The sequence below is a fragment of the Prochlorococcus marinus str. MIT 0918 genome, assembly GCF_027359415.1.
GTDB lineage: Bacteria > Cyanobacteriota > Cyanobacteriia > PCC-6307 > Cyanobiaceae > Prochlorococcus_E > Prochlorococcus_E marinus_C.
This window is the reverse complement of record NZ_CP114780.1, coordinates 148749-174814: the sequence shown is the minus strand read 5'-3', so window position 1 is coordinate 174814 and position 26066 is coordinate 148749. Positions and strand designations below refer to the sequence as shown.

At 34.2% G+C, this 26066-nt stretch carries 23 protein-coding genes and 1 tRNA gene; 14 read left to right on the top strand and 10 right to left on the bottom strand.

Going from position 1 to position 26066, the window contains the following annotated elements:
• Positions 1–15 precede the first annotated feature (15 nt).
• Genes O5636_RS01085 through O5636_RS01075 form a run of 3 tightly spaced genes read left to right on the top strand, consistent with a single transcriptional unit; the run spans position 16 to position 2674 of the window.
• On the top strand, positions 16–1131 hold the full coding sequence (locus O5636_RS01085) for an iron-containing alcohol dehydrogenase family protein (RefSeq protein WP_269622783.1): 1116 nt from the start codon (positions 16–18) through the stop codon (positions 1129–1131).
• Positions 1131–2036, top strand: coding sequence for an alpha/beta fold hydrolase (locus tag O5636_RS01080; RefSeq protein WP_269622782.1), 906 nt, complete (start codon positions 1131–1133; stop codon positions 2034–2036). The genes O5636_RS01085 and O5636_RS01080 overlap by 1 nt, the downstream gene beginning before the upstream one ends.
• A 2-nt stretch (positions 2037–2038) precedes the next feature.
• On the top strand, positions 2039–2674 hold the full coding sequence (locus O5636_RS01075; protein ID WP_269622781.1) for a hypothetical protein: 636 nt from the start codon (positions 2039–2041) through the stop codon (positions 2672–2674).
• Positions 2675–2676: 2 nt separating this feature from the next.
• Here the strand turns inward: O5636_RS01075 and O5636_RS01070 are convergent, their stop codons facing one another.
• Together O5636_RS01070 and O5636_RS01065 are read right to left on the bottom strand one after the other, a co-directional pair.
• Positions 2677–3561: a phosphatidate cytidylyltransferase gene (locus tag O5636_RS01070; protein ID WP_269622780.1), complete on the bottom strand. Its 885-nt coding sequence runs from the start codon at positions 3559–3561 to the stop codon at positions 2677–2679.
• Positions 3561–4958: an aminotransferase class I/II-fold pyridoxal phosphate-dependent enzyme gene (locus O5636_RS01065; RefSeq protein WP_269622779.1), complete on the bottom strand. Its 1398-nt coding sequence runs from the start codon at positions 4956–4958 to the stop codon at positions 3561–3563. Before O5636_RS01065 ends, O5636_RS01070 begins: the two co-directional genes overlap by 1 nt.
• A 100-nt stretch (positions 4959–5058) precedes the next feature.
• On the opposite strand from O5636_RS01065, the gene O5636_RS01060 reads away from it, so the two are divergent.
• The 3 genes from O5636_RS01060 to O5636_RS01050 are packed head-to-tail and all read left to right on the top strand — an operon-like array spanning position 5059 to position 8040.
• A complete protein-coding gene (locus O5636_RS01060) occupies positions 5059–6705 on the top strand; it encodes an ABC1 kinase family protein (protein WP_269623601.1) in 1647 nt (548 codons plus the stop codon).
• A 57-nt stretch (positions 6706–6762) separates the two neighbouring features.
• The gene (locus O5636_RS01055) at positions 6763–7473 is read left to right on the top strand and encodes a pseudouridine synthase (RefSeq protein ID WP_269622778.1); all 711 of its coding nucleotides are present in this window, start codon (positions 6763–6765) and stop codon (positions 7471–7473) included.
• Positions 7474–7506: 33 nt separating this feature from the next.
• A complete protein-coding gene (locus O5636_RS01050; protein ID WP_269622777.1) occupies positions 7507–8040 on the top strand; it encodes a helix-turn-helix domain-containing protein in 534 nt (177 codons plus the stop codon).
• A 26-nt stretch (positions 8041–8066) separates the two neighbouring features.
• Here the strand turns inward: O5636_RS01050 and malQ are convergent, their stop codons facing one another.
• Together malQ and O5636_RS01040 are read right to left on the bottom strand one after the other, a co-directional pair.
• Positions 8067–9614, bottom strand: a complete 1548-nt coding sequence (gene malQ / locus O5636_RS01045; RefSeq protein WP_269622776.1) for a 4-alpha-glucanotransferase — start codon at positions 9612–9614, stop codon at positions 8067–8069.
• Positions 9615–9934: 320 nt separating this feature from the next.
• A complete protein-coding gene (locus tag O5636_RS01040) occupies positions 9935–10477 on the bottom strand; it encodes a hypothetical protein (protein ID WP_269622775.1) in 543 nt (180 codons plus the stop codon).
• 86 nt (positions 10478–10563) lie between these two features.
• Here O5636_RS01040 and O5636_RS01035 point away from each other — a divergent pair, with 86 nt between their 5' ends.
• The gene (locus tag O5636_RS01035) at positions 10564–11559 is read left to right on the top strand and encodes a ribose-phosphate pyrophosphokinase (protein ID WP_269622774.1); all 996 of its coding nucleotides are present in this window, start codon (positions 10564–10566) and stop codon (positions 11557–11559) included.
• Positions 11560–11567: 8 nt separating this feature from the next.
• Here O5636_RS01035 and O5636_RS01030 read toward each other — a convergent pair whose 3' ends face one another.
• Positions 11568–11987, bottom strand: a complete 420-nt coding sequence (locus O5636_RS01030) for a hypothetical protein (protein ID WP_269622773.1) — start codon at positions 11985–11987, stop codon at positions 11568–11570.
• Positions 11988–12473: 486 nt separating this feature from the next.
• Between O5636_RS01030 and O5636_RS01025 the strand changes: the two genes are divergently transcribed.
• Together O5636_RS01025 and O5636_RS01020 are read left to right on the top strand one after the other, a co-directional pair.
• Positions 12474–13613: a histidine kinase gene (locus O5636_RS01025; RefSeq protein WP_269622772.1), complete on the top strand. Its 1140-nt coding sequence runs from the start codon at positions 12474–12476 to the stop codon at positions 13611–13613.
• Positions 13614–13664: 51 nt separating this feature from the next.
• Positions 13665–13737: transfer RNA gene (locus O5636_RS01020), tRNA-Glu, on the top strand.
• Positions 13738–13749: 12 nt separating this feature from the next.
• On the opposite strand, the gene O5636_RS01015 is transcribed toward O5636_RS01020, so the two are convergent.
• Positions 13750–14307 carry an SRPBCC family protein gene (locus O5636_RS01015; protein WP_420063778.1) on the bottom strand — a complete coding sequence of 186 codons (558 nt, stop codon included), beginning with the start codon at positions 14305–14307 and terminating at the stop codon, positions 13750–13752.
• Between the two features lie 169 nt (positions 14308–14476).
• On the opposite strand from O5636_RS01015, the gene O5636_RS01010 reads away from it, so the two are divergent.
• The 4 genes from O5636_RS01010 to O5636_RS00995 all read left to right on the top strand — a co-directional run bounded on the left by O5636_RS01010 (position 14477) and on the right by O5636_RS00995 (position 20053).
• Positions 14477–15574, top strand: coding sequence for an FAD-binding oxidoreductase (locus tag O5636_RS01010; RefSeq protein ID WP_269622771.1), 1098 nt, complete (start codon positions 14477–14479; stop codon positions 15572–15574).
• Between the two features lie 173 nt (positions 15575–15747).
• Positions 15748–17265: a glucose-6-phosphate dehydrogenase gene (gene zwf, locus O5636_RS01005; protein WP_420063777.1), complete on the top strand. Its 1518-nt coding sequence runs from the start codon at positions 15748–15750 to the stop codon at positions 17263–17265.
• A gap of 45 nt (positions 17266–17310) precedes the next feature.
• Positions 17311–18618, top strand: a complete 1308-nt coding sequence (locus O5636_RS01000) for a glucose-6-phosphate dehydrogenase assembly protein OpcA (protein WP_269622770.1) — start codon at positions 17311–17313, stop codon at positions 18616–18618.
• A gap of 31 nt (positions 18619–18649) precedes the next feature.
• A complete protein-coding gene (locus O5636_RS00995) occupies positions 18650–20053 on the top strand; it encodes a cobyrinate a,c-diamide synthase (protein WP_269622769.1) in 1404 nt (467 codons plus the stop codon).
• Between the two features lie 5 nt (positions 20054–20058).
• On the opposite strand, the gene O5636_RS00990 is transcribed toward O5636_RS00995, so the two are convergent.
• Genes O5636_RS00990 through folD form a run of 4 tightly spaced genes read right to left on the bottom strand, consistent with a single transcriptional unit; the run spans position 20059 to position 23868 of the window.
• A complete protein-coding gene (locus tag O5636_RS00990; protein WP_269622768.1) occupies positions 20059–21507 on the bottom strand; it encodes an ATP-dependent DNA helicase in 1449 nt (482 codons plus the stop codon).
• Positions 21504–22019: a divergent PAP2 family protein gene (locus tag O5636_RS00985; RefSeq protein WP_269622767.1), complete on the bottom strand. Its 516-nt coding sequence runs from the start codon at positions 22017–22019 to the stop codon at positions 21504–21506. The genes O5636_RS00990 and O5636_RS00985 overlap by 4 nt, the downstream gene beginning before the upstream one ends.
• Positions 22016–22918, bottom strand: coding sequence for a geranylgeranyl diphosphate synthase CrtE (crtE, locus tag O5636_RS00980; RefSeq protein ID WP_269622766.1), 903 nt, complete (start codon positions 22916–22918; stop codon positions 22016–22018). The genes O5636_RS00985 and crtE overlap by 4 nt, the downstream gene beginning before the upstream one ends.
• Before the next feature lie 41 nt (positions 22919–22959).
• The gene (gene folD, locus O5636_RS00975) at positions 22960–23868 is read right to left on the bottom strand and encodes a bifunctional methylenetetrahydrofolate dehydrogenase/methenyltetrahydrofolate cyclohydrolase FolD (protein WP_269622765.1); all 909 of its coding nucleotides are present in this window, start codon (positions 23866–23868) and stop codon (positions 22960–22962) included.
• Positions 23869–24046: 178 nt separating this feature from the next.
• Here folD and O5636_RS00970 point away from each other — a divergent pair, with 178 nt between their 5' ends.
• On the top strand, positions 24047–26041 hold the full coding sequence (locus O5636_RS00970) for an HDIG domain-containing metalloprotein (protein WP_269623598.1): 1995 nt from the start codon (positions 24047–24049) through the stop codon (positions 26039–26041).
• Positions 26042–26066: the final 25 nt, after the last annotated feature.

Sequence of the window (26066 nt, the reverse complement as noted above, 5' to 3'; positions counted from 1 at the left end):
TAGAAGTAATATAATATGCAAATCAAAAATATTTTGCATAAGATAGCTCCTGAAAATGTTATACGTGGCGAAAATGCTTGGGAACAAGCAAAAACAATTATCCCTCAGATTTGTAAAAAGCCTCTATTTCTAGGTAGAAGTAAAGATACATTAGGCATTCGTAAACTTTTAACTGATCAACTGAGAAATTGTCATGTAGTTTCTATTAACGCCCAACTCAAATTTGATTGTTGTGAAATAGATCTAAAACGTATATATGAAATCGCAAATGAAAATAATTGTGATGCAATCATTGCATCAGGAGGAGGGAAAGTATTAGATGCTGGAAAGTTATTAGCTTATAGACTGAATTTACCTTGTATAACAATTCCTCTTAGTGCTTCAACTTGTGCTGGTTGGACTGCTTTATCTAATATTTATTCTTCAAAGGGAGCATTCATTAAAGATCAAAGCCTGAATACATGTCCCAAGCTTATAATCTTCGATCATCAATTAGTAAGAAAAGCACCAAAAAGATTACTTGCAAGTGGTATAGCAGATGCCCTTGCAAAGTGGTATGAATCTTCAATTAGCAGTGGCAAGTCAGATGATGGTCTAGTTCAACAAGCTGTACAAATGGCAAGGGTTTTGAGAGATCAATTATTACTTGATGGCTATGAAGCACTAAAGAATCCTTATAGTAAATCATGGGAGAAAGTAGCCGAGGGGTGTTCACTTACTGCTGGGCTTATTGGTGGTATAGGCGGGCCTAAATGTAGAACATCTGCTGCTCATGCTGTACACAATGGGCTCACTCAATTAAGTTTTTCAAAAAAACCTCTTCATGGAGAAATAGTTGGGTTTGGAATATTAGTTCAACTTAGACTAGAAGAACTCTTTTCAAATAACCAATTAGCTTATCAATCAAAAAAACAAATCACAAAATTACTTAAAGAGCTAGATTTGCCAACCAATCTAACATCATTAGGACTAGAAAATTATAGCCTCAGAGAGCTTGACAATGCTTGTTCTTTTTCTTGTAATAAAAACTCTGATATACATAATATGCCTTTTAAAATTGATAAGGAAATTCTCAAGAAAGCAATACTCGATATAAATAAAACAACAATAGATGTAGTAAAGACTAAGTAATGGAACTTAAAGATATCTTCTTCAATAAAGAGTTAACAACGTCTAAGAATGAACTAAATAAAATTGAAAAAGAATTATTAGATCCTCTTGCGGTCAACTTAACTAAGTGTGTCAAATGGGCCTATCTTGATGGGTTATCAGATAGCAAAAGTGAACTTTATCCAATAGCAGTAGTTGGGGAAGGGAAGCCACTATTACTTCTTCATGGATTTGATAGCTGTTTCTTAGAGTTTAGAAGATTAACTCCATTACTCAAAGACAAATTCATGCTAATAATTCCTGATTTATTTGGTTTTGGGTTTTGTCCTCGGCCTAAGCATACTGAATATGGAATTGACTCAATCATTACTCATTTAAAAAAAATATTAGAAGTATTAAATATAAATTCAAATGTTAGTCTCGTCGGAGCCTCCATGGGTGGAGGAATCGCTATTAAACTTGCCCGAGAAATTCCTAAAACGATCAATAAGTTATTGCTACTTTCACCTGCAGGTTTAACAGACCCTCCCAGCCCTATATACCCACCATTTGATTTATTAGGGGCATGTTTTTTAAAGCAAGCTTTTGTAAGAAAGCAATTATGTAAGCAGGCTTTTGCTAATCCAAAAGACGTAAGCGCTCCAGAATTACAAATTGCCTCTATACACACTAATATGCCTGGATGGAAAGAATCATTAGCTGCTTTTGCGAGAAAAGGTGGGATTTCTAATTGTGGCTTACCATTACCAAAACAATCAACAAAAATAATATGGGGTGAAGAAGACAGAATACTTACTAAAAGTTCCAGAGATAAATGCATAAAACTTTTAAATTGCTCACATGAGTCCATTCCTCAATGTGGCCATCTACCGCATATCGATTCTCCTTATCTTGTCGCCAAATACTGCTTAGAAGAGTTTGGTTAATAGTGAACAAAATAACTAATCTAAAAACTAAATCAAATCTTCTGGAAATAGCAATTACTTATTGGATTAAAAGTAAATGTAAATCTATTCAAAACCTAAAAGTAAACCTAGCTGGAATCTCCTTATCACTATTTAACTATCAATTCTCTTCTATAGATTTAAATGCAGAGAATATTATTTTCAAGAATTTAGACTTTAAATCAATAAAATTAATAGCTGAAGATGTTAGTTTAAAACTTAATTTGATGGCAGTTAATAATAATAAAATCAAAATCAAAAAAGAGTTCAACATAACCAGTGAAATAGTTCTGGCTAGCAACCATTTGCAAAAAATAATTCTAAAAAATGAGTTTTCTTGGTTACAAACTTGGATGAAAAGTAAATTCTTACTCCTACCTAAACTCACTTCAATAAATATTTGCAATAACCTAATAAAAATACAATCAGAGTCTAAACCTGAAACTAACTCGCAAGAAAATCTATTTGACTTAAAAACAAAACAAGGAAAATTGATAATCAAAGAAATTAAAAGCTCTAGAGAAGAATACCTACCTATGGATAAGTCGATTTTCTTTAATAAAGTTTTTCTAAAAAACCAGTTACTAACTGTTAAAATTTCATCAACTGTTAAGCCATAAAACTAATTATAAAATTCTGCAATCATTTTAATTAAATAATAAACTATAGCTGGTGTAAAAAGATAACTATCTATCCTATCAAGAATACCACCATGACCTGGTAAAGCATCTCCAGAATCTTTTAATCCTGCATCACGTTTCATCATTGATTCTATTAGATCCCCTACAATTGCAAACAAACCTACAAAAAGACCTAATATTATCCCCATAACTAATCCATGATTAATTTGAATTATAAAAGCTGATATTAGCCCTACTGCAATAGCACAAATAACCCCAAATATTGCTCCTTCTATTGTCTTCGACGGTGATATGGAAGACAAAGGGTGTTTACCAAAGAATCCTCCAAAAAAATAAGATCCAATATCTGATGCAACTATCATTAAACAAGATATCAAAGTAATAATCATGCCAAAATTCTCTATTAAAGAAATATTAGAAGAAACAAATTCTTTAGATAAAATCAAATCAATATCGGGTAAGTTTCTTAATCTAATCCAATAACTTGGTAGAAATCCTAAATAAAAAAGTCCAAAGATTGAGGCTGCTATATCAGCAATAGAACCTGCTATTGGTTGCAAAAGCAACCATCCACATATTGCAGCTCCAGAAAGTGGTAAAACAGCGTTTGCAAGTTCCTCTGGAATATAACCATTTATTCCTAAATATGTTGTTATTAATAAAATCTGACAAGTCAAAAGTGTTGTCTTTGTTGCAGGCTTAATGCCTGTAAATTCAGTCATTCGAAAATACTCAATAAGAGCAAGATGTACTATCAGCCCTAAAGCAAACGTAAACCAAATTCCTCCAAGACCTACAACAATCAACCCAAACATACCAACTAAAACACCACTTAGAACTCTTTTGCTATATGAACCTGAAGTCATTATTTAATTACCATGATTTTAGATGGGATCTGATCAGGCCAAAAAAACCTATGTTCCATCATCCAGTTAACACGATTTTGGTCCAATAACTCACCAGGTACAAGTATTGGAACACCAGGAGGATAAGGAGAAATTAAATTAGAGGAAATTCTACCAACAGCCTCTGAAAGAGGAACCATTTCCGAATCAGCTTTAAAAGCCGATAAACAAGAAATTTGAGGACTTGTTATCAAAGGAAATTTTGGTTTTTTAAAAGGAGGAAAACAATTTTTTGGAATATTTGAAGAAAGAAGCCGATCCCAATTCCTCTTAATAACTTGGCTCAATCCTCTATGTTTTGAAAATCCAAGGCAAAAAGTAATAGTTCCTGGCTCAGGCAACTCTCCTATTAAACCTCTGTTTAAAAACCAACTGTCTGCGTCTAAACCACTGATTCCTCTTGAAGCCGTATGCAAAATAATTCTTAAAGGGTCTTGATTCTCAAGTAAAGGCAATCCTAGGTCTCTTAGTTTTAATGAAATTTCCCTTGCACTAGTTAAAGTATTAGCCAGTTTATTTAATCCTGAAGGGGTTTGCCATTGATTTAAAGCTGCCTCACAAGATGCAAGTAACAATGCACTAGGGCTTGTAGTTTGCAAACAAGCTATATTTTTTTCTAAAATTTCAGGGTCTACCAAATCTCCTTGAAGCCATAATGCAGCAGTTTGTCCAAGACCTAAAGCCGACTTATGTAATGAATGCACTACAAGATCAGCCCCAGCTCTTAAGGAAGATTTAGGTAAAAGAAGATCAACTGAGGTTGAGAAATGAGTCCCATGCGCTTCATCTACTAAAACAGGTAATCCTTTTTTATGAATTAATTGGACCAGAGGATGCAAATCAGCTGAATAACCTTGATAAGTTGGGTTTGTTAATACAACAGCTGATAATTCAATAGACTCATTAGAAATACATTCAAAGATCTTCTTGAACCAAAAGATATCTGTAGGCAAAAAATGACCTCTATCCTCCAAATAAGGAAGGTCAAAGAGTACTGGTCTAATATCACCAAGAATACATGCCTGAATAATGGATTTATGAACATTGCGAGGCATTAAAATTGATTGTTTAGGCTTAGACATGGCTAAAAGAGCCGACTGCAAAAGACCAGTAGCACCATTGACTCCATACCAACCTCTATCTGCTCCAATAGCCAATGCACTCTCCTTCTGGCTTAGAGAAACTGCTCCACCTAAACAAGTTGGCCCCCCAATATCAGGGAGTTCAGGCAAGTCCCAACTTCCTGGCTTGCTTTTTAATAACTTCTTTATATCTCGAGGCAAAGCATTTCCTCTACCATGTGCAGGTAAAAATAAATTCTTACCGCGCTTTAAATTTAATAAGGCAGAAAGCCTCATGAAACCTCTTTGCACTTTTTCAAGAAAATTACATACATATGAAAATTAAACTGTGAATAAGTCTCATAAGTCATCTTCAAAACAGAGAAAATCATTAAAAATGATCTATGACCCTCAAGGTGATTTCATTTGGTTATTTTTCAGACCATGGATATGGATACCTAGACTAATACAAATTTTCAGCTCAATAATATTATTCTCAATACAACTTATAGTAAATTCTAGGAATCAAGATGAAAAGATTCAAAAAAGTCTGGCCAAAAACCTATTAAAAACAATTATAGAATTAGGTCCTTGTTTTATAAAATTAGGACAAGCATTATCAACAAGGCCTGACTTAGTAAATAAGATCTGGTTAGATGAACTTACAAAACTTCAAGATGACCTACCAGCTTTTAATCATATAGAAGCAAAAAAAATTTTTGAAAAGGAAATTGGAAAACCAACTGAAGAAATATTTGATTTCTTCCCTTTGAAATCTGTAGCTTCAGCAAGTCTTGGTCAAGTATACAAGGCAAAATTGAATTCTAATTACTGGGTTGCTGTCAAAATACAAAGACCAAATTTAGAATTTATTATTAGAAGAGATTTAGTATTAATAAGACTATTAAGTATATTTGCTTCTCCATTTCTTCCTCTTAACCTTGGATTCGGCCTAGATGAAATAGTTGATGAATTTGGCTTAAGTCTATATAAAGAAATTGATTATGAACAAGAAGCTGAAAATGCAGAAAGGTTTGCAGAGATTTTTAAGAATAATAAGCTAATAAAAGTTCCTATAGTAGAAAAAATCATTTCTTCTAAGAAAGTTATAACAACAAGTTGGATTGAAGGTACAAAAATTCAAGATAGAGAAGCACTTTTATCAAAGGGAATTAATCCCACATCAATTATTCGAACTGCTGTAATAAGCGGAATTCAACAATTACTTGAATTTGGTTATTTTCATGCAGACCCACATCCAGGAAATCTTTTTGCTCTACAAGGGGAAAAGAATTCTGAAGGGAAAATAGGTTACGTAGACTTTGGAATGATGGATTCTATTAATGATAACGATCGAATAATATTAACTGGTGCAATTGTTCATTTAGTTAACCAAGATTTCATATCCTTAGCAAATGATTTTAAAAAATTAGGATTTCTCTCTGAAAGAGAAGATATAAATAAGTTAGCGCCAGTATTAGAAGAGATTTTAGGGGGTGTTATTAATAAAGAAGTTAATTCATTTAATATAAAAACAATAACCGATAAGTTTTCAGAATTAATGTTTGACTATCCTTTTAGAGTACCAGCTAGATTTGCACTTATAATTAGAGCAGTAGTAAGCCAAGAAGGCCTAGCATTGAAATTAGACCCAGAGTTTAAAATAATTAGATTTGCATACCCATATGTAGCAAAAAGGCTTTTAACAGAACAGAACGAAGAAATGGTTTCTATTCTAATGGACATCATTTTTGATAAAGAAAATCAAATTAGAGTAGATAGAATAGAAGCTCTTTTAGATGTTATAGAAGTCAACTCATCTTCTGGCAGTACTGAATTAATTCCAGTAGCAAAAAATGGAATAAAATTACTTGTTAGTTCTAAGGGTGTTAAAATAAGAAAAAAATTTCTAATGTCTCTTATAAAAAATGATGAGTTCAATGCAACAGATGTGAAACAATTAGGCAATGTGTTGCTAAAGAAATTCATGCCAGAACAAATAGTAAATAATTTGATGGCTCGTATGAATTCTATTATTAAATAAATAAAAATATATCTACATAATTCCTTAAAGATAAATTCCTATTAAAATATATTTACGATGGAAGAAAGAATACAAAAGATTATTGGGGGCTCAGGTATATGTTCTAGACGAAAAGCTGAGATGTTAATTTATTCAAAAAGGGTCTATGTAAATAATAAACAAGCAGAGATTGGTGAGAAAGCCAATCCATTAGTAGATATAATTAGGATAGATAATTTTATTATTCCAAAAAATATAAAAAGCAAAGTAATTCTTATCAATAAGCCACAAGGTATAATTTGTACATGTAATGATACTCATAATAGAAAAACTGTAATAGATCTACTCCCTAAAGAATTAAGACCAGGTATGTATCCTGTAGGGAGACTGGATTTAAATAGTAGAGGTGCTCTTTTAATATCCAATAATGGTTTATTAACATATCAACTAACTCATCCGAAATATAATCATAGTAAAATATATCAAGTCTGGGTAAAAGGTTTACCTAACGAAGAGACTTTAAATCTATGGAGGGAAGGTATATATATTGATGGTAAAAAGACAAAAAAGGCTCTTGTGAAATTAAAAAAACAAAGTAAATATAAAAGTCTTCTAGAAATAACTTTATTTGAAGGCAGGAATAAGCAAATCAGACGCATAGGGCAACAGTTAAAACATGCAGTAATCGACCTTAAGAGGGTATCAATATCAAATATCAAACTAGGTAACCTAAATGAAGGTAGTTGGAGATGTCTAGATAATCAAGAATGGGAAATGTTGCTAAAATAAAAATATCAGTAAAATACTCTTCTGATGTTAAATATGTTTAGATGGATCAAGAATGATTCAAAAATTAAACTAGTAATTCAAAAAAATAAATATCCAGATAAAGAGTCTATTCAAAAAGCAGGCCTATTGCTCAGAGAACAAAGAGAGCAAAATGGAATTAATATAATAACACTTTCTCAAAGAACAAAGATATCAGTCACGGTCATTGAATCAATAGAAAATGGCTGGATAGAAAATCTACCAGAAAGAACATATCTAATATCTATGTTAAAGATACTTGAAAAAGAACTAAATATTGAGGAAACTATACTGGAAAAATTACTCTTTGCAGATATAAAAGCCAATAAAGGTTTAAATGTGAATCATTTTAAGATGAAAGAAAATCAATCAATATATTATTCAAGATATAACTTGTATTATTTTTTCTGCATATTAATCTCAATCTTTTTTCTAAATGTTTACCAAATTTATTTAGCAAAGAAAAATGTTCTTACAACCAATCCATTATATTTTAATAATATCAATGAAGAAAATCCATCTATACTAATGAAAGAAATAGAAGAATAATGAAATGAAAATTGATATGATATATATTAAATCAATAAAGAATGAATATTCTTAAAAGAACGTCCACATTTATCAGAAAGTTCTCCATATTTCTTTATCGACATTCTAAAATCATCATTAAAATCTTTTAATCTCCAAGACCAATTAAAACCAATTGTACCTGGCTTATTTAGTCTTGCCTCATTTCCTAAAGAAAGAACATCTTGCACAGGACAAACAAACAGAAAGGTTTTTGTGTTCATTCCAATCTCTATTAATTTCCAAGCCGGAGAATTATAAGTTCCTTTATCTCTATTGTTTACCATTTCCCTAACTTCATTATCAGACTCTTCCCACCAACCATTAGTAGTCGCATTATCATGAGTTCCAGAATATACAATCCACTTATAACCTTTAATGTTTTCTGGCAAATAAGGGTTATCTAAATTTCCATCAAATGCAAATTGAAGAATTTTCATACCTGGGAAACCAAAGTAATCACGTAGCTTCTTAACATTGGAAGTTATTACGCCAAGATCTTCTGCCACCAATGGAAGATTGGCACCAAAATCTTTTTTCAAATGGGAAATTAATTCCAATCCAGGTGATGGAATCCAACATCCATTTTTTGCAGTTTTATGATCCCCTGGGACAGACCAATATGAATCAAGAGCCCTAAAATGATCTAAACGCAACAAATCAACTTGTGACCATTGCCTTTTAAATCGACTTCTCCACCAACTAAAATTTGTTCTCTTATGTTTACTCCAACGGTATACAGGGGTTCCCCAAAGTTGGCCTGTTTCAGAAAAGTAATCTGGTGGAACACCACTTTGTTTATCTAAATTACCTTTAGCAAGTACTGAAAAAAGTGATCGATTTGCCCATACATCTGCACTATCTCTTGAAACATAAAAAGGCAGGTCTCCAAAAAGCAGAACTCCCAGATCCTTTGATAAAGACCTTAATTTATTCCATTGGCGATTTAAATGCCATTGCAATAAAGAATGCTCTAACAAATTATCTTTATACTTAAGTTTCCAAAGACTTAATTCATTACTTCTAAAAGAAGAAAAAGGTTCTGGCCACTCCCACCATGGAATTCCCTTAAATTGACGCCTTAATTCCATAAAACAAGAATGATTCTCCAGCCAAAATTGATTGGAGGACCATTCCAGAAATTCATTATGATGTTTTATATTTTGACCTTTCCATGATCTAACCAAAGCTTGACCAATTTTATAACTTTTTATTTGTGCTTTACCAAAATCAATCTTATCAATATTATTTTCAGTAGTTATATTTGAGAATTCATTAATAATTGAAGAAGGCAAAAAACCATCTTCTATGAGATCATCTAAATCAATTAACCAAGGATTTAAAGCAAAACAAGAAGGAGAACTATAAGGGGAACCAGTTGAATCAGTTGGAGTAAGAGGTAAGAATTGCCAAACACTTATATGATTCTCAGCAAGCAACTTAATAAAAGTCCTAGCAGATTCTCCAAAAGTCCCACAAATATCTTTGCTTGGCAAAGAAGATGGGTGAATTAAAATCCCAGTAAATCTTGGCTTTGATATAGAATCAAGCACCATTAGAGGAAAGTTTCAAAAAACATAAAATCTTTTTCTTTTCTAGAAAACGTTGAATAATGAAGAAGACTTATTCAATGTAACAAGTGATAAGAATATATCCAGGTAGAGTGGTTCATTGTATTGCAATTACTTTGCTTGGAATTTGGTGTTCGAATTTGATTTCCAATAATATAACACTGGAATTCAATAATATTAGAGAAGATATTAAAATTATTTCTAAACCTAGATAGGAAATACACATATCTAATTTCTATATTTTTATTTTAATAAATTAATTTTAGAGATATAGATAATACTAAGTTTTTTTAAGATAACCTTAATCATTTTTTTTCAATTAGCAGCGATATACGCTTTCTTATATTGAACATACTTTCTTCCATTTGCTGAAGAGATAAAGAGCTGATTTTATTAATTTGGAAATCAGCTCTTAAAACTTCATCCGGCATGAGACCACACCACGGCAACCCATCTAATTTTCTATCTAAAGAGTTCCAAATACCGCCTAACTGAATTAATCCAACTAAAGGAACCCTTAAATCCTTGCATAAACTTACATAAGCAGCCGCGATGCCAGGAATATTGCCTGAAGTGAGTGGTGGTATTAATAAAATGAATGGTATTTTCCATGCTCCAATTGCTCCTAACCAGCTATCTCCAGATGGTCTTAACATGGCTGGATCTCCACAAATTTTCCCAATATCATTTCTTTTTACAAATAATTCAAGAACAACATTTGGATCTTCTTCACATGCAATATTTAAAACTCTTGTACCTGTAAACTTAGAAATAGCAATGGATCCTGCAATCTCTAACTCCTTAGACAAATCACCAATCGAATAAAGAATAGGGTTATGAGAAATCATCGATCGCCTACAAGAGTTAAAAAAAATTTGGAATAGAGAGCTATCAGCATTAGCATCAATATAAGGGTTATTGATTGCGGCGAATTGTGACTAGCTTTATCACCGCATCTACGGCTGAAAATCTAAAGAACAGCCATAATACTCAAAGATTAAAGCTAATAAGCGGTACTTCTAATCCTACTCTTGCAAAAGAGATAGCATCATATATAGGCATAGAGGATGTACCACTTGTATCTAAAAGGTTTGCCGATGGGGAACTATATGTACAGATTCAGCAATCAATAAGAGGATGTGATGTTTTTTTAATACAACCAACATGTGCTCCTGTAAATGACAGCCTTATGGAGTTAATGATCATGGTAGATGCATGTAAAAGAGCCTCAGCTAGACAAGTTACTGCTGTTATTCCTTATTATGGATATGCAAGGGCAGACAGGAAAACAGCCGGAAGAGAATCGATTACAGCCAAACTCACTGCAAACCTCCTCGTATCTTCAGGAGTTGACAGAGTCCTAGCTATGGATTTGCATTCAGCCCAAATCCAAGGTTATTTTGATATACCTTGTGATCACATATATGGATCACCAGTATTAGTTGATTACCTTTCAACAAAAAACTTAAGTGATGTGGTGGTAGTTTCTCCTGATGTTGGAGGGGTTGCTAGAGCAAGAGCATTTGCAAAACAAATGAAAGGTGCACCGCTTGCTATTATTGATAAAAGGAGATCAGCTCATAATATCGCTGAGAGCCTTACAGTTATTGGTGATGTCTCAAATAAAACCGCAATATTAATTGATGACATGATTGATACTGGTGGAACTATATGTGCAGGCGCACAACTTCTAAGAAAAGAAGGAGCTAAAAGAGTAATTGCATGTGCCTCACATGCAGTTTTTTCACCGCCAGCCTATACACGTTTATCAGCAAAAGACCTTTTTGAAGAAGTGGTAGTTACAAATAGTATTCCTGTTCCAAGGGATCAATTATTTAGTCAATTAAAAGTACTTTCTGTTGCAAATATGCTTGGAGAAGCAATATGGAGAATACATGAAGAAAGCTCAATAAGTTCTATGTTCAGATAAACTTAAGATCATTTTCTTTTGGTTTTTTTCTTCAATTCTTTTAAATATTTTTCTACATCTTTCTTTGTCTTATTTGGAATTTTATCTGGGCAGTATTCAACTGCTGCTGGGATGAGTTGATTATTTGCACCAACTATTAACTCTTTTCTTGATAATTCTTTATCGCCTATAACTTTAATCTTTCCACCATGTTTTCCTTCTAATAAATTAACATATGTAATAGCTGCAATAGCTGAAGCCTTGGAGAATTCAATGTCTACCTCGCGTGCAACACAAATATAAGTAGCTCCTATAGCTCTATATAAAAAAAGGTCCTCTTCTGTGGCTGATTTTTTTTGTAGAGTCTTTTCCGCTAATGCTGGAGAAAAAGAATATCCAAGAAATACTTGAAAAAGAAGAAATCCCAAAGAGAGTTTTCTTAAACGCATAGTGATTTTTCTCAAGTGAGTAAAGCAATTAAACACAGAGTCCAGTAAGCTTCAAATTAAACATAATTATAATAGTCTATCTTCTTAAAAATTCAATTATCCTTTAAAAGCAATATAAATCACTTTTAACTAAAGATAAAATAATTGTTTTTCTATGAGTTATATCCTCTAGACCCTATTAGAAAAAAAACCATTTAAAAAAAATAATATTTTAAAGGAATAAATGAATATATATATAACCTAAACTGAGAGTAAAATATATTTTGATTTGATTTTATATTTACTTTTAACAACAATATACATACATTATTAACATCAAACTTGTTTGCAAAAATAAAGCCTAATATTAATGATTAAAGCCTTAAGAAAAGGCTTTAATCATTAATATTATTAAATATAACAGAACAAAGTGATCATAAATCTCTTCATAAAGCACTATATCGACTATGCTGTATAAACTATTCTCTACTTCAATTGTTCTAAGCTGTGATCAAACAAACAGCTACTGAACTAAAAAAGCTCACACTTCTTCTCGTTGCAAGTAAGCAACAGTTATCAAGAGCTGATTTAAGATCTCTAATAAACTTTCTCAAGTCAGAGGCTTCTGGATTTGAAGTAACTCTTCAATTCTCGGACCCAAAACAAGAACCTGAATTGCTTGAATTTCATAGACTTGTAGCAATACCAGCACTAATAAAAATTAATCCACTTCCTAAACAGGTTTTTGCAGGTACCAGAATTTTTCAACAAATTCAGAATTGGCTCCCAAGATGGGAAGAAGAATTCTTTAAAAATGGTCTTGACTTAAATCTCAAAAAAACAGAAATTGAATTCAATAGAACTAAACAAGAATTACATCTACAAGATGAAAATCTGGTCTTAAAACAAGAAAACGAAACCCTCACGAACCGTATTGAAGCTCAGGAAAGACTACTTAGGATGGTCGCTCATGAATTGAGGACACCTCTTTCTGCAGCAAAGTTAGCTATTCAAAGCCAACAACTTGGGCAGATTGATTTAAGTAAATTGCAAGAGGTTATAAAAAGACGTTTAGAGGAAATTGAATCACTTTCAAAAGACCTCCTTGAAGTTGGTTCAACCAGATGGGAAGCTTTATGCACACCTAAACAATCAAACCTTGCAAATATTTCTGCAGAAGTAATTCTTGAATTAGAGAAATTTTGGTTAAGTAGAGGAATTGGAATTAATACAGATATACCTTCGGATCTACCAGCTGTATTTGTAGATCACAAGAGGATCAGACAAGTCTTATTAAATTTAATTGAAAATGCTCTTAAGTTTTCAGTTAAAGGAGATTCCATAGAAATAACTATGCTCCACAGAACTAATCAATGGGTTCAGGTAAGCATTTGTGACAATGGTCCTGGAATCCCCAAGGAAGAACAACAAAGAATATTTCTAGATCGTGTTCGATTACCTCAAACTTCTGACAAAACTTCTGGCTTTGGAATAGGACTATCTGTCTGCAGAAGAATAGTAGAAGTCCATGGTGGAAAGATATGGGTAGTCTCTGAACCCAACAAAGGAGCCTGTTTTTATTTCACAGTTCCGGTTTGGGATAAACAAAACAAGTCCCTTGAGGTCTTGACGCAGGAGCAGTCTTAAACTTAGCTTTCAAATGTGATAGTGATCACATTTGTGTATGATCACCGGCAAGGCCCCATCGTCTAGAGGCCTAGGACACCTCCCTTTCACGGAGGCGACAGGGGTTCGAATCCCCTTGGGGCTATACATTAATTTTTCATAAGCCTATTTGAGCGGCAGCTTTCTCAACTGCTAATAGATTTGTTGTCAAATTTTTTCTTAAATGCTTTTCAATAAGACTTACAGGCATACCAAAACAACCTTGGACAGTAAGTTCATAAGTTAAAGAACTATTTAGATCACTTAACAAAGGTGCTATTTTCCAAGACCCATCAAATCTTCTAAAATCTCCTTTAACCAAATTGAATGTTAGCGATCCATTGTTCTTATCCTCTAAAAGCTTTATCCAAACCTCAGCTGAAAAATTCAATCCTAAAAATTCCTGAGAACCGACTTGTTTTAAATAAACTTCATTTTCAACTCTTGAAAGGACTTGACTAGTTCGAAGATTTGGAATTAATTCACTGAGTTGATTGTAATTAGTTAATACTGTCCAAAGAGCATCAAATCCTAAGGGAGTCCTCAATTGTGCCGCTAGTCTTCTTGCTCCGCCTGGAAGAACCTCCATTGTTTGTTCAATAGTTCTATTTTCGATAACTCTTCGATGCGAAGCTAATCGGTCTCCAGAATGTTCGTTTTTGTTACTAGAAACCAATTGACCAAAAGAACAAAATCCAATGAACAATACATAAAAAAAAACCATCTTGGTTGTTTTAATAGAATGTTCAGACTTGTGCCAATCTCAAAACGTAAACTTTAAAAAAGGATATATCCCCTAATAAAGTCGAAATATTGGTATTCTCTTTAGCGGTTTTAAGTTTTTAATGGCTTATTCGGAAGCACAAGTTTTGGCCGGTGGCCTAGCGCATATTCCAGTTTTAATTGGATTAGTTGGTTTTTTTCAAAAATTCCACCGCAGTATTAACAAAAAGCCTGGTAAAGCTGGCCTAACAGATGAAAAGTCTGTTAAGCAGCCCCCCAAGCCTCCTGAAAAGCCTTCTGCGCCTGCCAAGGCAGTTAAAAAACCTGCGCACGCAAATGTCCCTGTAAATACTTATAAACCTAAATCTCCATTCGAAGGCACAGTTACAGAGAACTATAGTCTTTTAAAAGATGGTGCCATTGGAAGGGTTAATCATATAACTTTTGATCTTTCAAATGGAAATCCTCAACTTAAATATATCGAAGGACAAAGCATAGGAATTATTCCAGCTGGACAAGATGCTAAAGGTAAGCCTCACAAAATACGTCTATATTCAATTGCTAGTACAAGGTATGGTGATAATTTCCAGGGAAACACAGTATCATTATGTGTTAGACAACTTCAGTATGAACAGGATGGGAAAACTATTGATGGAGTTTGTTCAACGTATCTTTGTGACATAAAACCTGGCGACAAAGTCAAAATAACAGGACCTGTAGGGAAAGAAATGCTTCTTCCAGATGATGAAGATGCAAATATCATCATGCTTGCTACTGGAACTGGTATAGCTCCAATGAGAGCTTATTTAAGGAAGATGTTCGAGCCAACAGAAAGAGAAAAAAATAATTGGTATTTCAAAGGTAAAGCTTGGTTATTTATGGGTGCTCCAAAAACAGCAAATCTTTTATACGATGATGATTTTGAGCATTACAAATCTCAATTCCCTGAGAATCTTCGTTATACAAAAGCAATTAGTAGGGAGCAAAACAATACAAAAGGTGGTCGAATGTATATACAGGATCGAGTACTCGAACATGCTGATGAAATTTTCTCCTTAATTGAAAATCCAAAAACACATATATACCTCTGTGGACTTAAGGGAATGGAACCAGGTATAGACGAAGCAATGACAGCTGCAGCCTTAGCTAAAGGTTTGAATTGGTCAGAATTAAGGCCTCAGCTAAAAAAAGCAGGAAGATGGCATGTAGAGACGTACTAACAACTTGATCATATAAATCTAAAAATTATCAATTTATATATTTTGGAACTAATTTTTGAAAATTCCTACTCAAGATAATTTGGTGATCTGAGAACAAAAGATAGCCTGTATTAAATAAATATTTTGAATTAATTATATTTGATATACCAACAGGGGATTGGATTCAAATTAAAATGCCTATTACAAATCCATTAAGAGTAGGTCTTAGACAAGAAAGAGTTATTTCCCCACAATGTTTGATTATATTTGGCGCCAGCGGAGACTTAACCCATAGAAAATTAGTGCCTGCGTTATTTGAGTTATTCAAACAACGAAGATTACCACAAGAATTTGCTGTCATCGGTTGTGCTCGCCGACGTTGGAGTGATGAAGAGTTTCGCCATAAAATGGAACATTCTTTGACGAAAGAAATCCAAGAAAATCCGAAAGAATGGAAAGAGTTTTCATCTTCACTTTTTTATGAACCAGTTAATCTTGAAAATAGTCAAGATATTTTGACTTTAAGAGAAAGACTAAATGAAATAGACAAACTAAAAGCAACTCATGCAAATAGAACTTTTTATCTTTCAGTTTCTCCAAAATTCTATTCAAGTGGATGCAAAGCATTGGCTTCAGCAGGATTATTAAATGATCCAAAGAGAAGCAGAATAGTTATAGAAAAACCCTTTGGCCGTGATTTCAGTAGCGCACAAAGCCTAAATAAATTGGTCCAAACTTGTGCTCTCGAAAGTCAAATATTCCGCATTGATCATTATCTTGGCAAAGAAACTGTACAAAATATTTTGGTAATGAGATTTGCAAATACAATATTTGAACCTATATGGAATAGAAATTTTATTTCGAATGTACAAATAACTTCGGGAGAGACTGTAGGAGTTGAAGATCGAGCTGCTTATTACGAAACCTCAGGTGCTTTAAGAGATATGGTGCAAAACCATTTAACCCAAATGCTTGCAATAACAGCTATGGAACCACCTGGTCATTTTGATCCAGAAGCAATAAGAAATGAAAAAGCCAAAGTACTTCAAGCAGCTCATTTGGCAGATGAATTAGAACCTTGGAAATGTTGTGTTCGGGGTCAATATTCCAAAGGAGGTTCTAAATCCAATCCCCTAATGGGCTATCGAGAGGAACCTGGTGTCAGCCCAAATAGCACTACAGAAACCTATGTAGCAATGAAACTCTTTATTAATAATTGGCGCTGGCAAGGTGTGCCTTTTTACATTCGAACTGGTAAACGATTGGCAAAAAGAACAAGCGAGGTAGTCCTTACGTTTCGTGAAGCTCCTGTACATTTATTTGACGCAGCAGGAGGAAGTCCAACCTCTAATCAACTAATTCTAAGAATCCAACCTAATGAAGGAGCTGAATTTAAATTTGAAGTTAAGTCTCCTGGATCAGGGATGAGAAGTAGACCTGTTGAGATGGAATTCTCATATGATGAATCGTTTGGCGAACCATCTGACGAAGGCTATGTAAGGCTTTTAGCAGACGCAATGCTAGGAGATCCCACATTATTTACTAGAAGCGATGAAGTAGAAGCAGCTTGGAGACTTTACACACCTCTCCTAGAAATAATAGAAGATAGCCCATGGCAACTTCCTACTTATCAATACGAAGCTAGGACTTGGGGCCCCTCAGAAGCTGATGCTTTATTAGCTAAGGATCATCTGCTTTGGCGAAGACCTTAAACTTATTTTCTTTTCAAAGCTTAATTTCAATTTTAAAAAAGCAAAATGTCGCCACAACTTACTCTTCAAACGCCCATACAACTTCCTCCAGAAGAAATACCAAATTACTTAAAAAAACTTTGGGCTCTTGATGAGACAGATAATAAAGGTGCTAATACATTCTGCCTTCTTGTTTGGCAACCAGCATGGCTTGAACAAAAGCTAGTAAGAATGGGAGAAATTAAGGGCCCAATAATAGGGAATCAAAGAAGTGAACTAATAGAAGCAGCAAGGAAAATAATTTTAAGTGCTAATTTGCCTCATTCAACTCCACCTTTAGATAAAAAAGTTTCTACATCATTAAATGCTTTATCTTTATCTTATGCAGAAGATGATTTAAGAGGACAACACATTGATGCAGCCATCAGTGAACTTCAACCAAGACGTCTAATAACACTAGCTCCTACTCTTGAAAGAAAACATGATTTAGAAACTCTTATTGCAGCTTATTGTCCTCTACCTGAAGAAGGAGGAGGTAATTCTGCCTGTGGAGATGTAATAGTTCTAAGAGGAGATACAAATTCACTTAAGGAAGGACTTGACATTGTTGAAGAATTGATTCCTCAAGACCTTCCTTCATGGCTTTGGTGGAATAGTCATCTTGATGAAGAGACTCATCTACTTAATAATTTAGCTTTACCAACTAGACGAATTATTATTGATACTGCACTTGGTGAACCTACAAGATGCTTAGAAGTTTTGCAGCAAAGAATAATAAGCGGTCAAGCTGTTAATGATCTTAATTGGCTAAGACTTAGAACATGGCGTGAAACTCTTGCTATGGTTTTTGATCCTCCTACACGCAGAGATTCTCTTTCAAAAATTATTAATTTGGATATTGATATCGAAGGAAAACATCTTGTTCAAGGATTACTTTTAGCATCATGGATAGCAGATAAACTTGAATGGAAATTAACCAACAAAGTTTCTAAAGAAGGCAATACTATAACCACAAAGTTTCAGCGATCAGATAAAGAGATCGTACAATTGAGATTAATGACATTGCCAATAGGTAAACCAAGTATTCATCCTGGTCAAATCATAGGAATAAGACTAATTTGTAAGAATATAGAAGAAGGGAAAGAAAATTCTTTATGCGTAATACTAGCCTCTGAATCAGGCGAATGCATGCGTCTTGAAGCAGGTGGCATGGCAAATATGGAACTATTAGAAGAAGTAGTTCCTATTCAACAAAACCCTGTGGAAATGGATGTAGCCCGCCTACTTGAGACCAGTAGAGGGACAACAAGTCCACTACTTAATAATGCAACTCCAATAGCTACAAAAATGCTTAATCTAATTAACTCAATCTAAGAAATTTAAAAACCTTTAAAGAAAAGCCAAAATGGCATTAGTAATAGGAGCTCCTTCAAGTAATAGTGGCAAAACACTTCTTAGTATTCTACTAACAGCTTGGGCTCATAAAAGAAAAAAAAGCATTCAAACATTCAAAATTGGCCCTGATTACCTTGACCCTCAATTACTAACTCTAATTTCTAAGAAACCGTGTAGAAATTTAGACAAAATCTTATGTGGTACAGATTGGATAAAGAGTAACTTCAATGAGTTCAGTAGTTCTTCTGAACTTACCCTAATTGAAGGGGTTATGGGTTTATATGATGGTATTGGTTCTTCTTCTAAAGGAAGTACAGCAGATATATCAAAGATATTAAAGCTTCCTATATTATTAATTATTGATGCTAGTGGACAAGGTTCTTCAATTGCTGCTCTTCTAAAAGGATTTAGGGATTTTGATAATGATTTAAATATTGCTGGCGTAATTTTAAACAATGTAAATAGTACACGTCACAAGAATTTGTTAACTGAAGTTCTTAGCAGTATTAATATTAAAGTTCTAGGTTGCATTCCAAAAATCGATAGTCTTTATATTCCAAATAAATCTCTTGGGTTAATACCAGCTCATGAAATAACAGATTTAGAAGAAAAGATTGATGAATGGTCTTTTTTGTCTGAGAAGTTTTTAAATATTACTTCAATAGAAAAGCTTCTTAAATCACCAAAGAATTCAAAAGGGGCAATAGAAAGTATAAGTATTGACATTAAAGATGAAGACTTTAAAAAAGATTTAACAATTGCTATCGCAAGAGACAATGCATTCCATTTCAGATATCCAGAAACTAAAGAATCCCTTGAAAGATTAGGATTTAAAATAATTGATTGGGAAATAATTAAGGACCAATCAATTCCAAAAGAAGCAAAAGGACTAATTATTCCAGGAGGATTTCCTGAAGAATTCACAGAAGAAATAAGTCAATCAAAAAGAAGTTTAAACTCTATTAAAAACTTCTTTGGCAAACACCCTATATATGCAGAATGTGGAGGAATGCTTATCTTAGGAAAATCATTAACTGATTCTAATGGTAAAGATTTCCCTATGGCTGGTTTATTACCTTTTAAAGCAAAAAAAGGATCACTAAGCATAGGTTATCGAAAAGCAATTTCTATGAGTGAAAATCTGATTTCTAACAAAGGAGACGTTTTTATGGGGCATGAATTTCACAGATGGGAATTAGAAGTTATTAATAAAAAAAAGAATCTATTAAGTAATAATCATAATCCTAGTTTTAATAAGAATGAGCTATCAAAAATCTGGGAAGTTCAAGGTTGGGGAATAGATTCTTTTAAGGAAGGATGGGGGAATCAATTATTTCATGCAAGCTGGATTCATCTTCATTGGGCAAGTTCGCCAAAAATACTTAAAAGATGGTCAGATATCTTAAGGAGTTAGTAATATCAATTTGAAAAAATAAGTTTATCATTCCAAATATTATCTATTGGATTTATTGATGAATCGCCTGCAAGCCAAACTGCTTTACTTGCTCTAGATACAGCTACATATAACAAATGTTTTCTTAGAGAATCTTCTCTTGCCCAAAAAACATCTGAGGCAATATAAACTTCTTCAAAAGTACTACCTTGACTTCTATGAACTGTTAGTACAGATGCTGGTCCAACAAATGCAAATGAATCTCTTAGATAAAAAAAATTTTTCCATATATGACGAGACTCTTTTTTAGATAGTTTCTTAGCAAGATTACTTAATTGGTTCATTAATTTATCAAGGACAACTCTAGAATTTGATCCAATTTCAGGCATGAGTCTTATCAAGAAAATATTATTGGATACACGAACTTTTGCTACAAGAGAATTAATTTCTGGAATATCAAATCCTAAGTCTCCTCCTAATTCGTTATCTGGTAAATAAAACTTTTCATTATTTACGTCTTCAACAATCATCTCTGTATTTGATCCCAATAAGATGCCTGGTTCTTCCAGTTTTTCATTACTTTTTAAAGAAGCCAAACTCATAACAGCTCTTCTACTAATCAACACTTCTCCAGGCAAAACAGGCATTTCATCCGCCAATTTTCCGTGCAATGCTCTACGGGCATGAGGAGTAAGCCTCTCAAGGTATCTATTCGTATAACAAAGTATCCTTACAGAATCAGGATCATTTTTGGCAGTAGATTCCTTTAAAGCTAATTTAGCTTGTTCTAACCAAGTTGTTTGATCTAGAGAACCAATAACTCCTGAATTAGGCTTCCCAAGTGAGAAACATGGAGGAGCACTACAAGGAAAATCTTTTTCTTTAATAAGATTAGCTAATTTCAGCACTGAACCTTGATGCCTTACCACCTCATTCAAATGACTCTTAGTTGCTCTTATTATTGAAAAGACAGGACTAACTGATTCACCTATTGGTGGCAATTGCGCAGGGTCGCCAACAAACACCAACCTAGTATTAAAACTCTTTGCACATGAAATAACTATTTCCAGAAGATTACTTTCTAACATAGAAGCTTCATCTATGAGAACCATGCCCAACTGATCTAAAGCCTTTAAAGTTTTATCAGTTTTTTCACAAACCTCTAAGTTACCTTTTCTCTTAAGCTTTAACCGAAGAAGCCTATGAATAGTAGCGGGATACCAAGTGGGGTTTATTTGCTCTTTATCTAAGGCCTTTCTTAAAACACCTACTGCTTTATGCGTAGGAGCTGCAACTGTCCAACAAATTTTCCTGCTCTCAACAATCTTGAGGAACTTTCTAGCCAAGAAAGTCTTGCCACTTCCCGCATATCCACTCAAAATAAATATATTTGAAGATGGTTTTTCATCAAGCCAAATATTAAATTTTTCAAGTGCTTTATTCTGATCAAATGTTAGTTTTTGTTTATTGATCACCCTACTAATAATCCAAAACTTTGTATAAAATGTAAAGGAGATCCAATTAAAACAATTCCTGGCAAAGCAATTAAGGGCCCAAGTAAAGACCCTATTAAAACTTCAATCCTAGTATGACCAAGACTTTCTTTCAAAGGTGATTCTGGTTGTGAGGGCCAAAGTTCTGACGGTAATTCATTAACTCGAGCAGCAATTATTCCTGCAGATCTTCTAACACCGCTAGCGTCATACATAACAACAAATGCAAAAGTTGCCGCTAAAGCAAATGCTGGATGGTCAAATCCAAGGTCAAGGCCAATTCCAGAAGCAGTTGCTGTAACCAAAGCAGAGTGGCTCGAAGGCATTCCACCTGTTTCCAAAAGGACAGAAGGGCGCCACTTCTGAAAAAAAATCAATTCAACAAACAACTTGGAAAATTGCGCTATGCCACAAGAAAGTAAGGCCCAACACAAAACAGAGTTGTCAAGTAATTCTGCAATTGAAAAAAATTGACTATTTTGAAAAAGAGTCATCTATCTCTACTAATTATATAGTCAGCTAAAGCTATAAGGGGCAAAGCATTTTTTTCCCAAGGTTTTAAAGCTTCTTTAGCATTTTCAATAAGTTCTTTTGCCCTTGCTCTTGATTCATCTAAACCAAGCAGCTTTGGGTATGTAGTTTTATCTGCTATCAAATCCTTACCAGCCGTCTTGCCTAAAACTTCACTACTTGAGGTCACATCTAGAATATCATCTATTATTTGAAATGCTAATCCTATAGCATTTGCATAAACCCTTAAAGCATTAAGAAGGGAATTACTTGCGCCACCTATAAGGGCTCCGCAGACCACTGAAGCCCTAAGAAGAGCTCCCGTTTTGTGAATATGAATAAATTCAAGAGTATCCAGATCAACTTCTTTCCCTTCACACTCAAGATCTTCTACTTGACCACCTACCAAACCTGGTGCACCAGCAACTAATGAAAGTTCTCCTACAACCTTCAATAATCTTTCTGAAGATACTCCAGGACTTCGAAGAGAAACCATCTCAAATGCTCTTGTCAAAAGAGCATCTCCTGCAAGAATTGCCAAAGCATCGCCATATATCTTGTGATTAGTAGGACGTCCCCTTCGTAAATCATCATTATCCATTGAAGGCAAATCATCATGTATCAAGGACATGGTATGAATCATTTCAATTGCCACTGCTGCAGACATTGCCATATCAGAATCTTCTCCTGTCAACTCACAAGCTGCTAAGCACAAGATAGGTCTCAACCTTTTACCTCCAGCCAAAAGGGAATATCGCATAGCTTCTCTTAGTTGCTCAGGTCTTTCTGGCCCTAAAGAAGCATCTAAAGCTACTTCCACTCGATTCCTAGCTTTCGCTAGATAAGCGGTGAAGTCAAAAGAAGAAATGACTGCTTCCGCCATGAAAAAAAAATAATTACTTAAATTCTCTCAGGATTAAGGCTTTATGGAAGCAAATCGCTAAGAGTAGATGACAAACCGCAATGGAATTGCCAACAATTCACTGTATTAACTAACAACATTGAAACAGTCATAGGCCCTACTCCACCTGGGACAGGAGTAATAGCTTTTACTTTATAAGCAACTTCTTCTGATCTCACATCCCCACAAAGTTTATATCCTAATTTTCCTGGCATAGAAGATTCTTTGTTTATTCGATGAATGCCAACATCAACAACTATAGAATTAGCTCGAACATGCTCATCCCCAATTAAATGAGCTTTTCCAGCAGCAACGATTAAAATATCTGCCTGATTAGTTAATACAGGCAGATTTGCTGTTTTTGAATGGGCAATAGTTACTGTTGCATCTGCAGCTTGAAGCATTAAAGCCATAGGCTTTCCTACAAGAATGCTTCTACCAATTACTACAGCATTCTTCCCTTCCAAAGTAACTTTATTACGCCGAAGCAATGCCATTATTCCTGCAGGGGTACAAGATCTTGGTCCTTTTTCCCCTTTAATTAATCGACCTAAATTTAAAGCATGCAGTCCATCAACATCCTTATCAGGACTAATAGCCTGTAATAGGGGTGCTGCATCAATTCCTTGTGGTAAAGGTAACTGTAAGAGGATTCCATCTATCTTATGATCATTATTTAATGATTCTATTGTTTGAATAATTGCTTCAGGAGAGCTATCTGCACCAAGATGAAGAACAACACTATTAAGGCCTACTCTTCTACATGCCTTTTCCTTATTAGATACATAAACTTTGCTCGCAGGGTCATCCCCAACCCTTATAACCCCAAGCCCTGGAGGTCTCCCAACTTGAGCAACAAATCGGTTAATCTCTGCAATGAGTCTCAATTCCAACTCTCTTGCGAGTAACTTTCCATCAAGAATGTTTTTCATTTGAACAAATTAATTTGAATGAACCATGCTGCCAATAGCTAGCTAACTTTATAAAGACCTTCTTAAAGCATTGCCAAAAATTCCTAGTTTAAAAAGCATCTTGAGAAACTGGTCGATTAGCCAGGCCCCACGAAGGGCTGTCATTAATTGGTCGGCAGCTGACAGAGCTGGTCTTTTAATGGTTTGTTTGTTAATTGCAATAATTTCTAGCTACAAATTATTAGCTGTTCCTGACTTAAAACCTGGAGATATAGCGCCATTTGAATCAATCGCAGCTAAAGATGCTCTTGTAATTGACAGTGCAGCACTTCAACAAAAAAGGTCTGATCTTATTCCACTTACTTCAGTACAAGTAATTGACCAAAAAGAGTCTCAAAAGCTTTTAAAAGAATTGGTTTATCAACTTAAAGAATTAGAGCTCTTAGCAACCAATGATGCAGATCGAATAGGACCAGTCAATCTTACAAGGCTAGAGAGAAAATGGCTTGCGAAACAATCTATAGAAAAAAGAGCTTCTTGGAGCAGAGAAATAATTGAAGTTGCTGAAAAAATGCTTAGCCAAGGTCTTATAAAAACGCTTGCTCAAGATCAACTCAAAAGTTCAGCTTACCTTCAATTGTCTTCACTAAAAGGAAGCCAATCAGAGTCAAAAACTATTGGAAGTAAATTAATTGCAAATACTTTCAATGGCAAGAGTAATCTTCGTCATGATTCCAATAGAAGTCAGCAACTACTAGAAGAACTAATTACAAAACAAGGCATTCCAAAGATTGAAGTTAAGAAAGGTGATTTGATCACAAGAAAAGGCGAAACTATAAATCAAAAAAGATATGACGTTCTTGATTATTTTGGTCTAATAAATAGACGCGCAAAGCCAATTGAGTGGTTTTGGAGTTTTACTGAAGCATTTTTAAGTTGCCTTATATTACTTATGGTTATGAGAAGAGACAAACCTTCTCTTAAGCCTAAACATGCATTGTTAGCACTAGGACTATTATTAATTGCACAATTAAGTAAAGATTGGTTTGGAGCAGCAATAAGTCCTTTACAAATCCTAGTTCCCCCTACTCTTCTTCTTTCACAGGGGATAGGTACTGCTTCAGCCTTAGGTTGGTTGGCAATAGGTAGTCTCTTATGGCCTGTCCCAGTTAGTGGAATTGGTGAAGGAAGATTAATTATTGCCGCATTAACAGCTTCATTAGTTGCCTTTCAAGGAGGGCGTATGAGAAGTAGAGCTCAACTTCTTCAAATAGCTGTATTACTTCCAGTTAGTGCTCTTCTATTAGAATGGATTCTTATAAGAAATAAAATCTCCCCATCAGATAGTGCCTGGGGAAGACTAGCTCCAAATTCAGAAGCATTAATTACCGAAGCTTTAGTTCTTGGAGCAATGTTGATGATTACTATATTGCTTTTACCAATTCTTGAAAGTACATTTGGTTTACTAACCAGGGCAAGATTATTAGAACTTGCAGATCAGGAAAGACCTCTACTAAGGAAATTATCTAAAGAAGCTCCAGGAACTTTTGAACATACTTTAATGATATGCAGCTTGGCTGAAGAAGGTGCAAGGAGTATTGGAGCTGATACAGATCTTGTAAGGACCGGGGGGCTTTACCATGATATAGGCAAACTACATGCACCAAATTGGTTCATTGAAAATCAAGAAGAGGGCAAAAACCCTCATGATGAACTTAATGATCCCTATAAAAGCGCAGAGATATTACAAGCACATGTAGATGAGGGGTTAAGAATGGCCAAACGTTATCGATTACCAACTGCAATTGCTGATTTCATCCCTGAACATCAAGGCACATTAAAAATGGGGTTTTTTCTCCAAAAAGCAAAGGAAGTTGAACCATCTGCTTCAGAAAAAAACTTTCGTTATAAAGGTCCCATTCCTCAAACTCAAGAAACTGCAATCCTAATGCTTGCAGATGGCTGTGAAGCTTCACTCAGAGCCTTGAACTTAAATAGCAATGAAAAAGAAGCAGATGCAACCATTAGAAAAATTGTTGAATCTAGGGAAACAGATGGGCAATTAATTAATAGTGGACTTTCAAAAGCTGAGATTGAACTAATAATTAATTCTTTCATCAATGTATGGAAAAGGATGAGACATCGAAGGATTAAATATCCTATTTATACTAAAAAACCTTTATTCACCTCTTAAGAGAATGAAATTAAAAATAAGTTTA

Coding starts and splice junctions, on each gene's coding strand:
- O5636_RS01000 (WP_269622770.1), top strand. CDS start 17,311: ATGTCGCCACAACTTACTCTTCAAACGCCCATACAACTTCCTCCAGAA.
- O5636_RS01040 (WP_269622775.1), bottom strand. CDS start 10,477: ATGATTTCTCATAACCCTATTCTTTATTCGATTGGTGATTTGTCTAAG.
- O5636_RS01030 (WP_269622773.1), bottom strand. CDS start 11,987: ATGCGTTTAAGAAAACTCTCTTTGGGATTTCTTCTTTTTCAAGTATTT.
- O5636_RS01085 (WP_269622783.1), top strand. CDS start 16: ATGCAAATCAAAAATATTTTGCATAAGATAGCTCCTGAAAATGTTATA.
- malQ (WP_269622776.1), bottom strand. CDS start 9,614: ATGGTGCTTGATTCTATATCAAAGCCAAGATTTACTGGGATTTTAATT.
- O5636_RS00985 (WP_269622767.1), bottom strand. CDS start 22,019: ATGACTCTTTTTCAAAATAGTCAATTTTTTTCAATTGCAGAATTACTT.
- O5636_RS01010 (WP_269622771.1), top strand. CDS start 14,477: ATGGCTTATTCGGAAGCACAAGTTTTGGCCGGTGGCCTAGCGCATATT.
- crtE (WP_269622766.1), bottom strand. CDS start 22,918: ATGGCGGAAGCAGTCATTTCTTCTTTTGACTTCACCGCTTATCTAGCG.
- zwf (WP_420063777.1), top strand. CDS start 15,748: ATGCCTATTACAAATCCATTAAGAGTAGGTCTTAGACAAGAAAGAGTT.
- O5636_RS00995 (WP_269622769.1), top strand. CDS start 18,650: ATGGCATTAGTAATAGGAGCTCCTTCAAGTAATAGTGGCAAAACACTT.
- folD (WP_269622765.1), bottom strand. CDS start 23,868: ATGAAAAACATTCTTGATGGAAAGTTACTCGCAAGAGAGTTGGAATTG.
- O5636_RS01065 (WP_269622779.1), bottom strand. CDS start 4,958: ATGAGGCTTTCTGCCTTATTAAATTTAAAGCGCGGTAAGAATTTATTT.
- O5636_RS01055 (WP_269622778.1), top strand. CDS start 6,763: ATGGAAGAAAGAATACAAAAGATTATTGGGGGCTCAGGTATATGTTCT.
- O5636_RS00970 (WP_269623598.1), top strand. CDS start 24,047: ATGGTTTGTTTGTTAATTGCAATAATTTCTAGCTACAAATTATTAGCT.
- O5636_RS01060 (WP_269623601.1), top strand. CDS start 5,059: ATGATCTATGACCCTCAAGGTGATTTCATTTGGTTATTTTTCAGACCA.
- O5636_RS01080 (WP_269622782.1), top strand. CDS start 1,131: ATGGAACTTAAAGATATCTTCTTCAATAAAGAGTTAACAACGTCTAAG.
- O5636_RS01050 (WP_269622777.1), top strand. CDS start 7,507: ATGTTTAGATGGATCAAGAATGATTCAAAAATTAAACTAGTAATTCAA.
- O5636_RS01070 (WP_269622780.1), bottom strand. CDS start 3,561: ATGACTTCAGGTTCATATAGCAAAAGAGTTCTAAGTGGTGTTTTAGTT.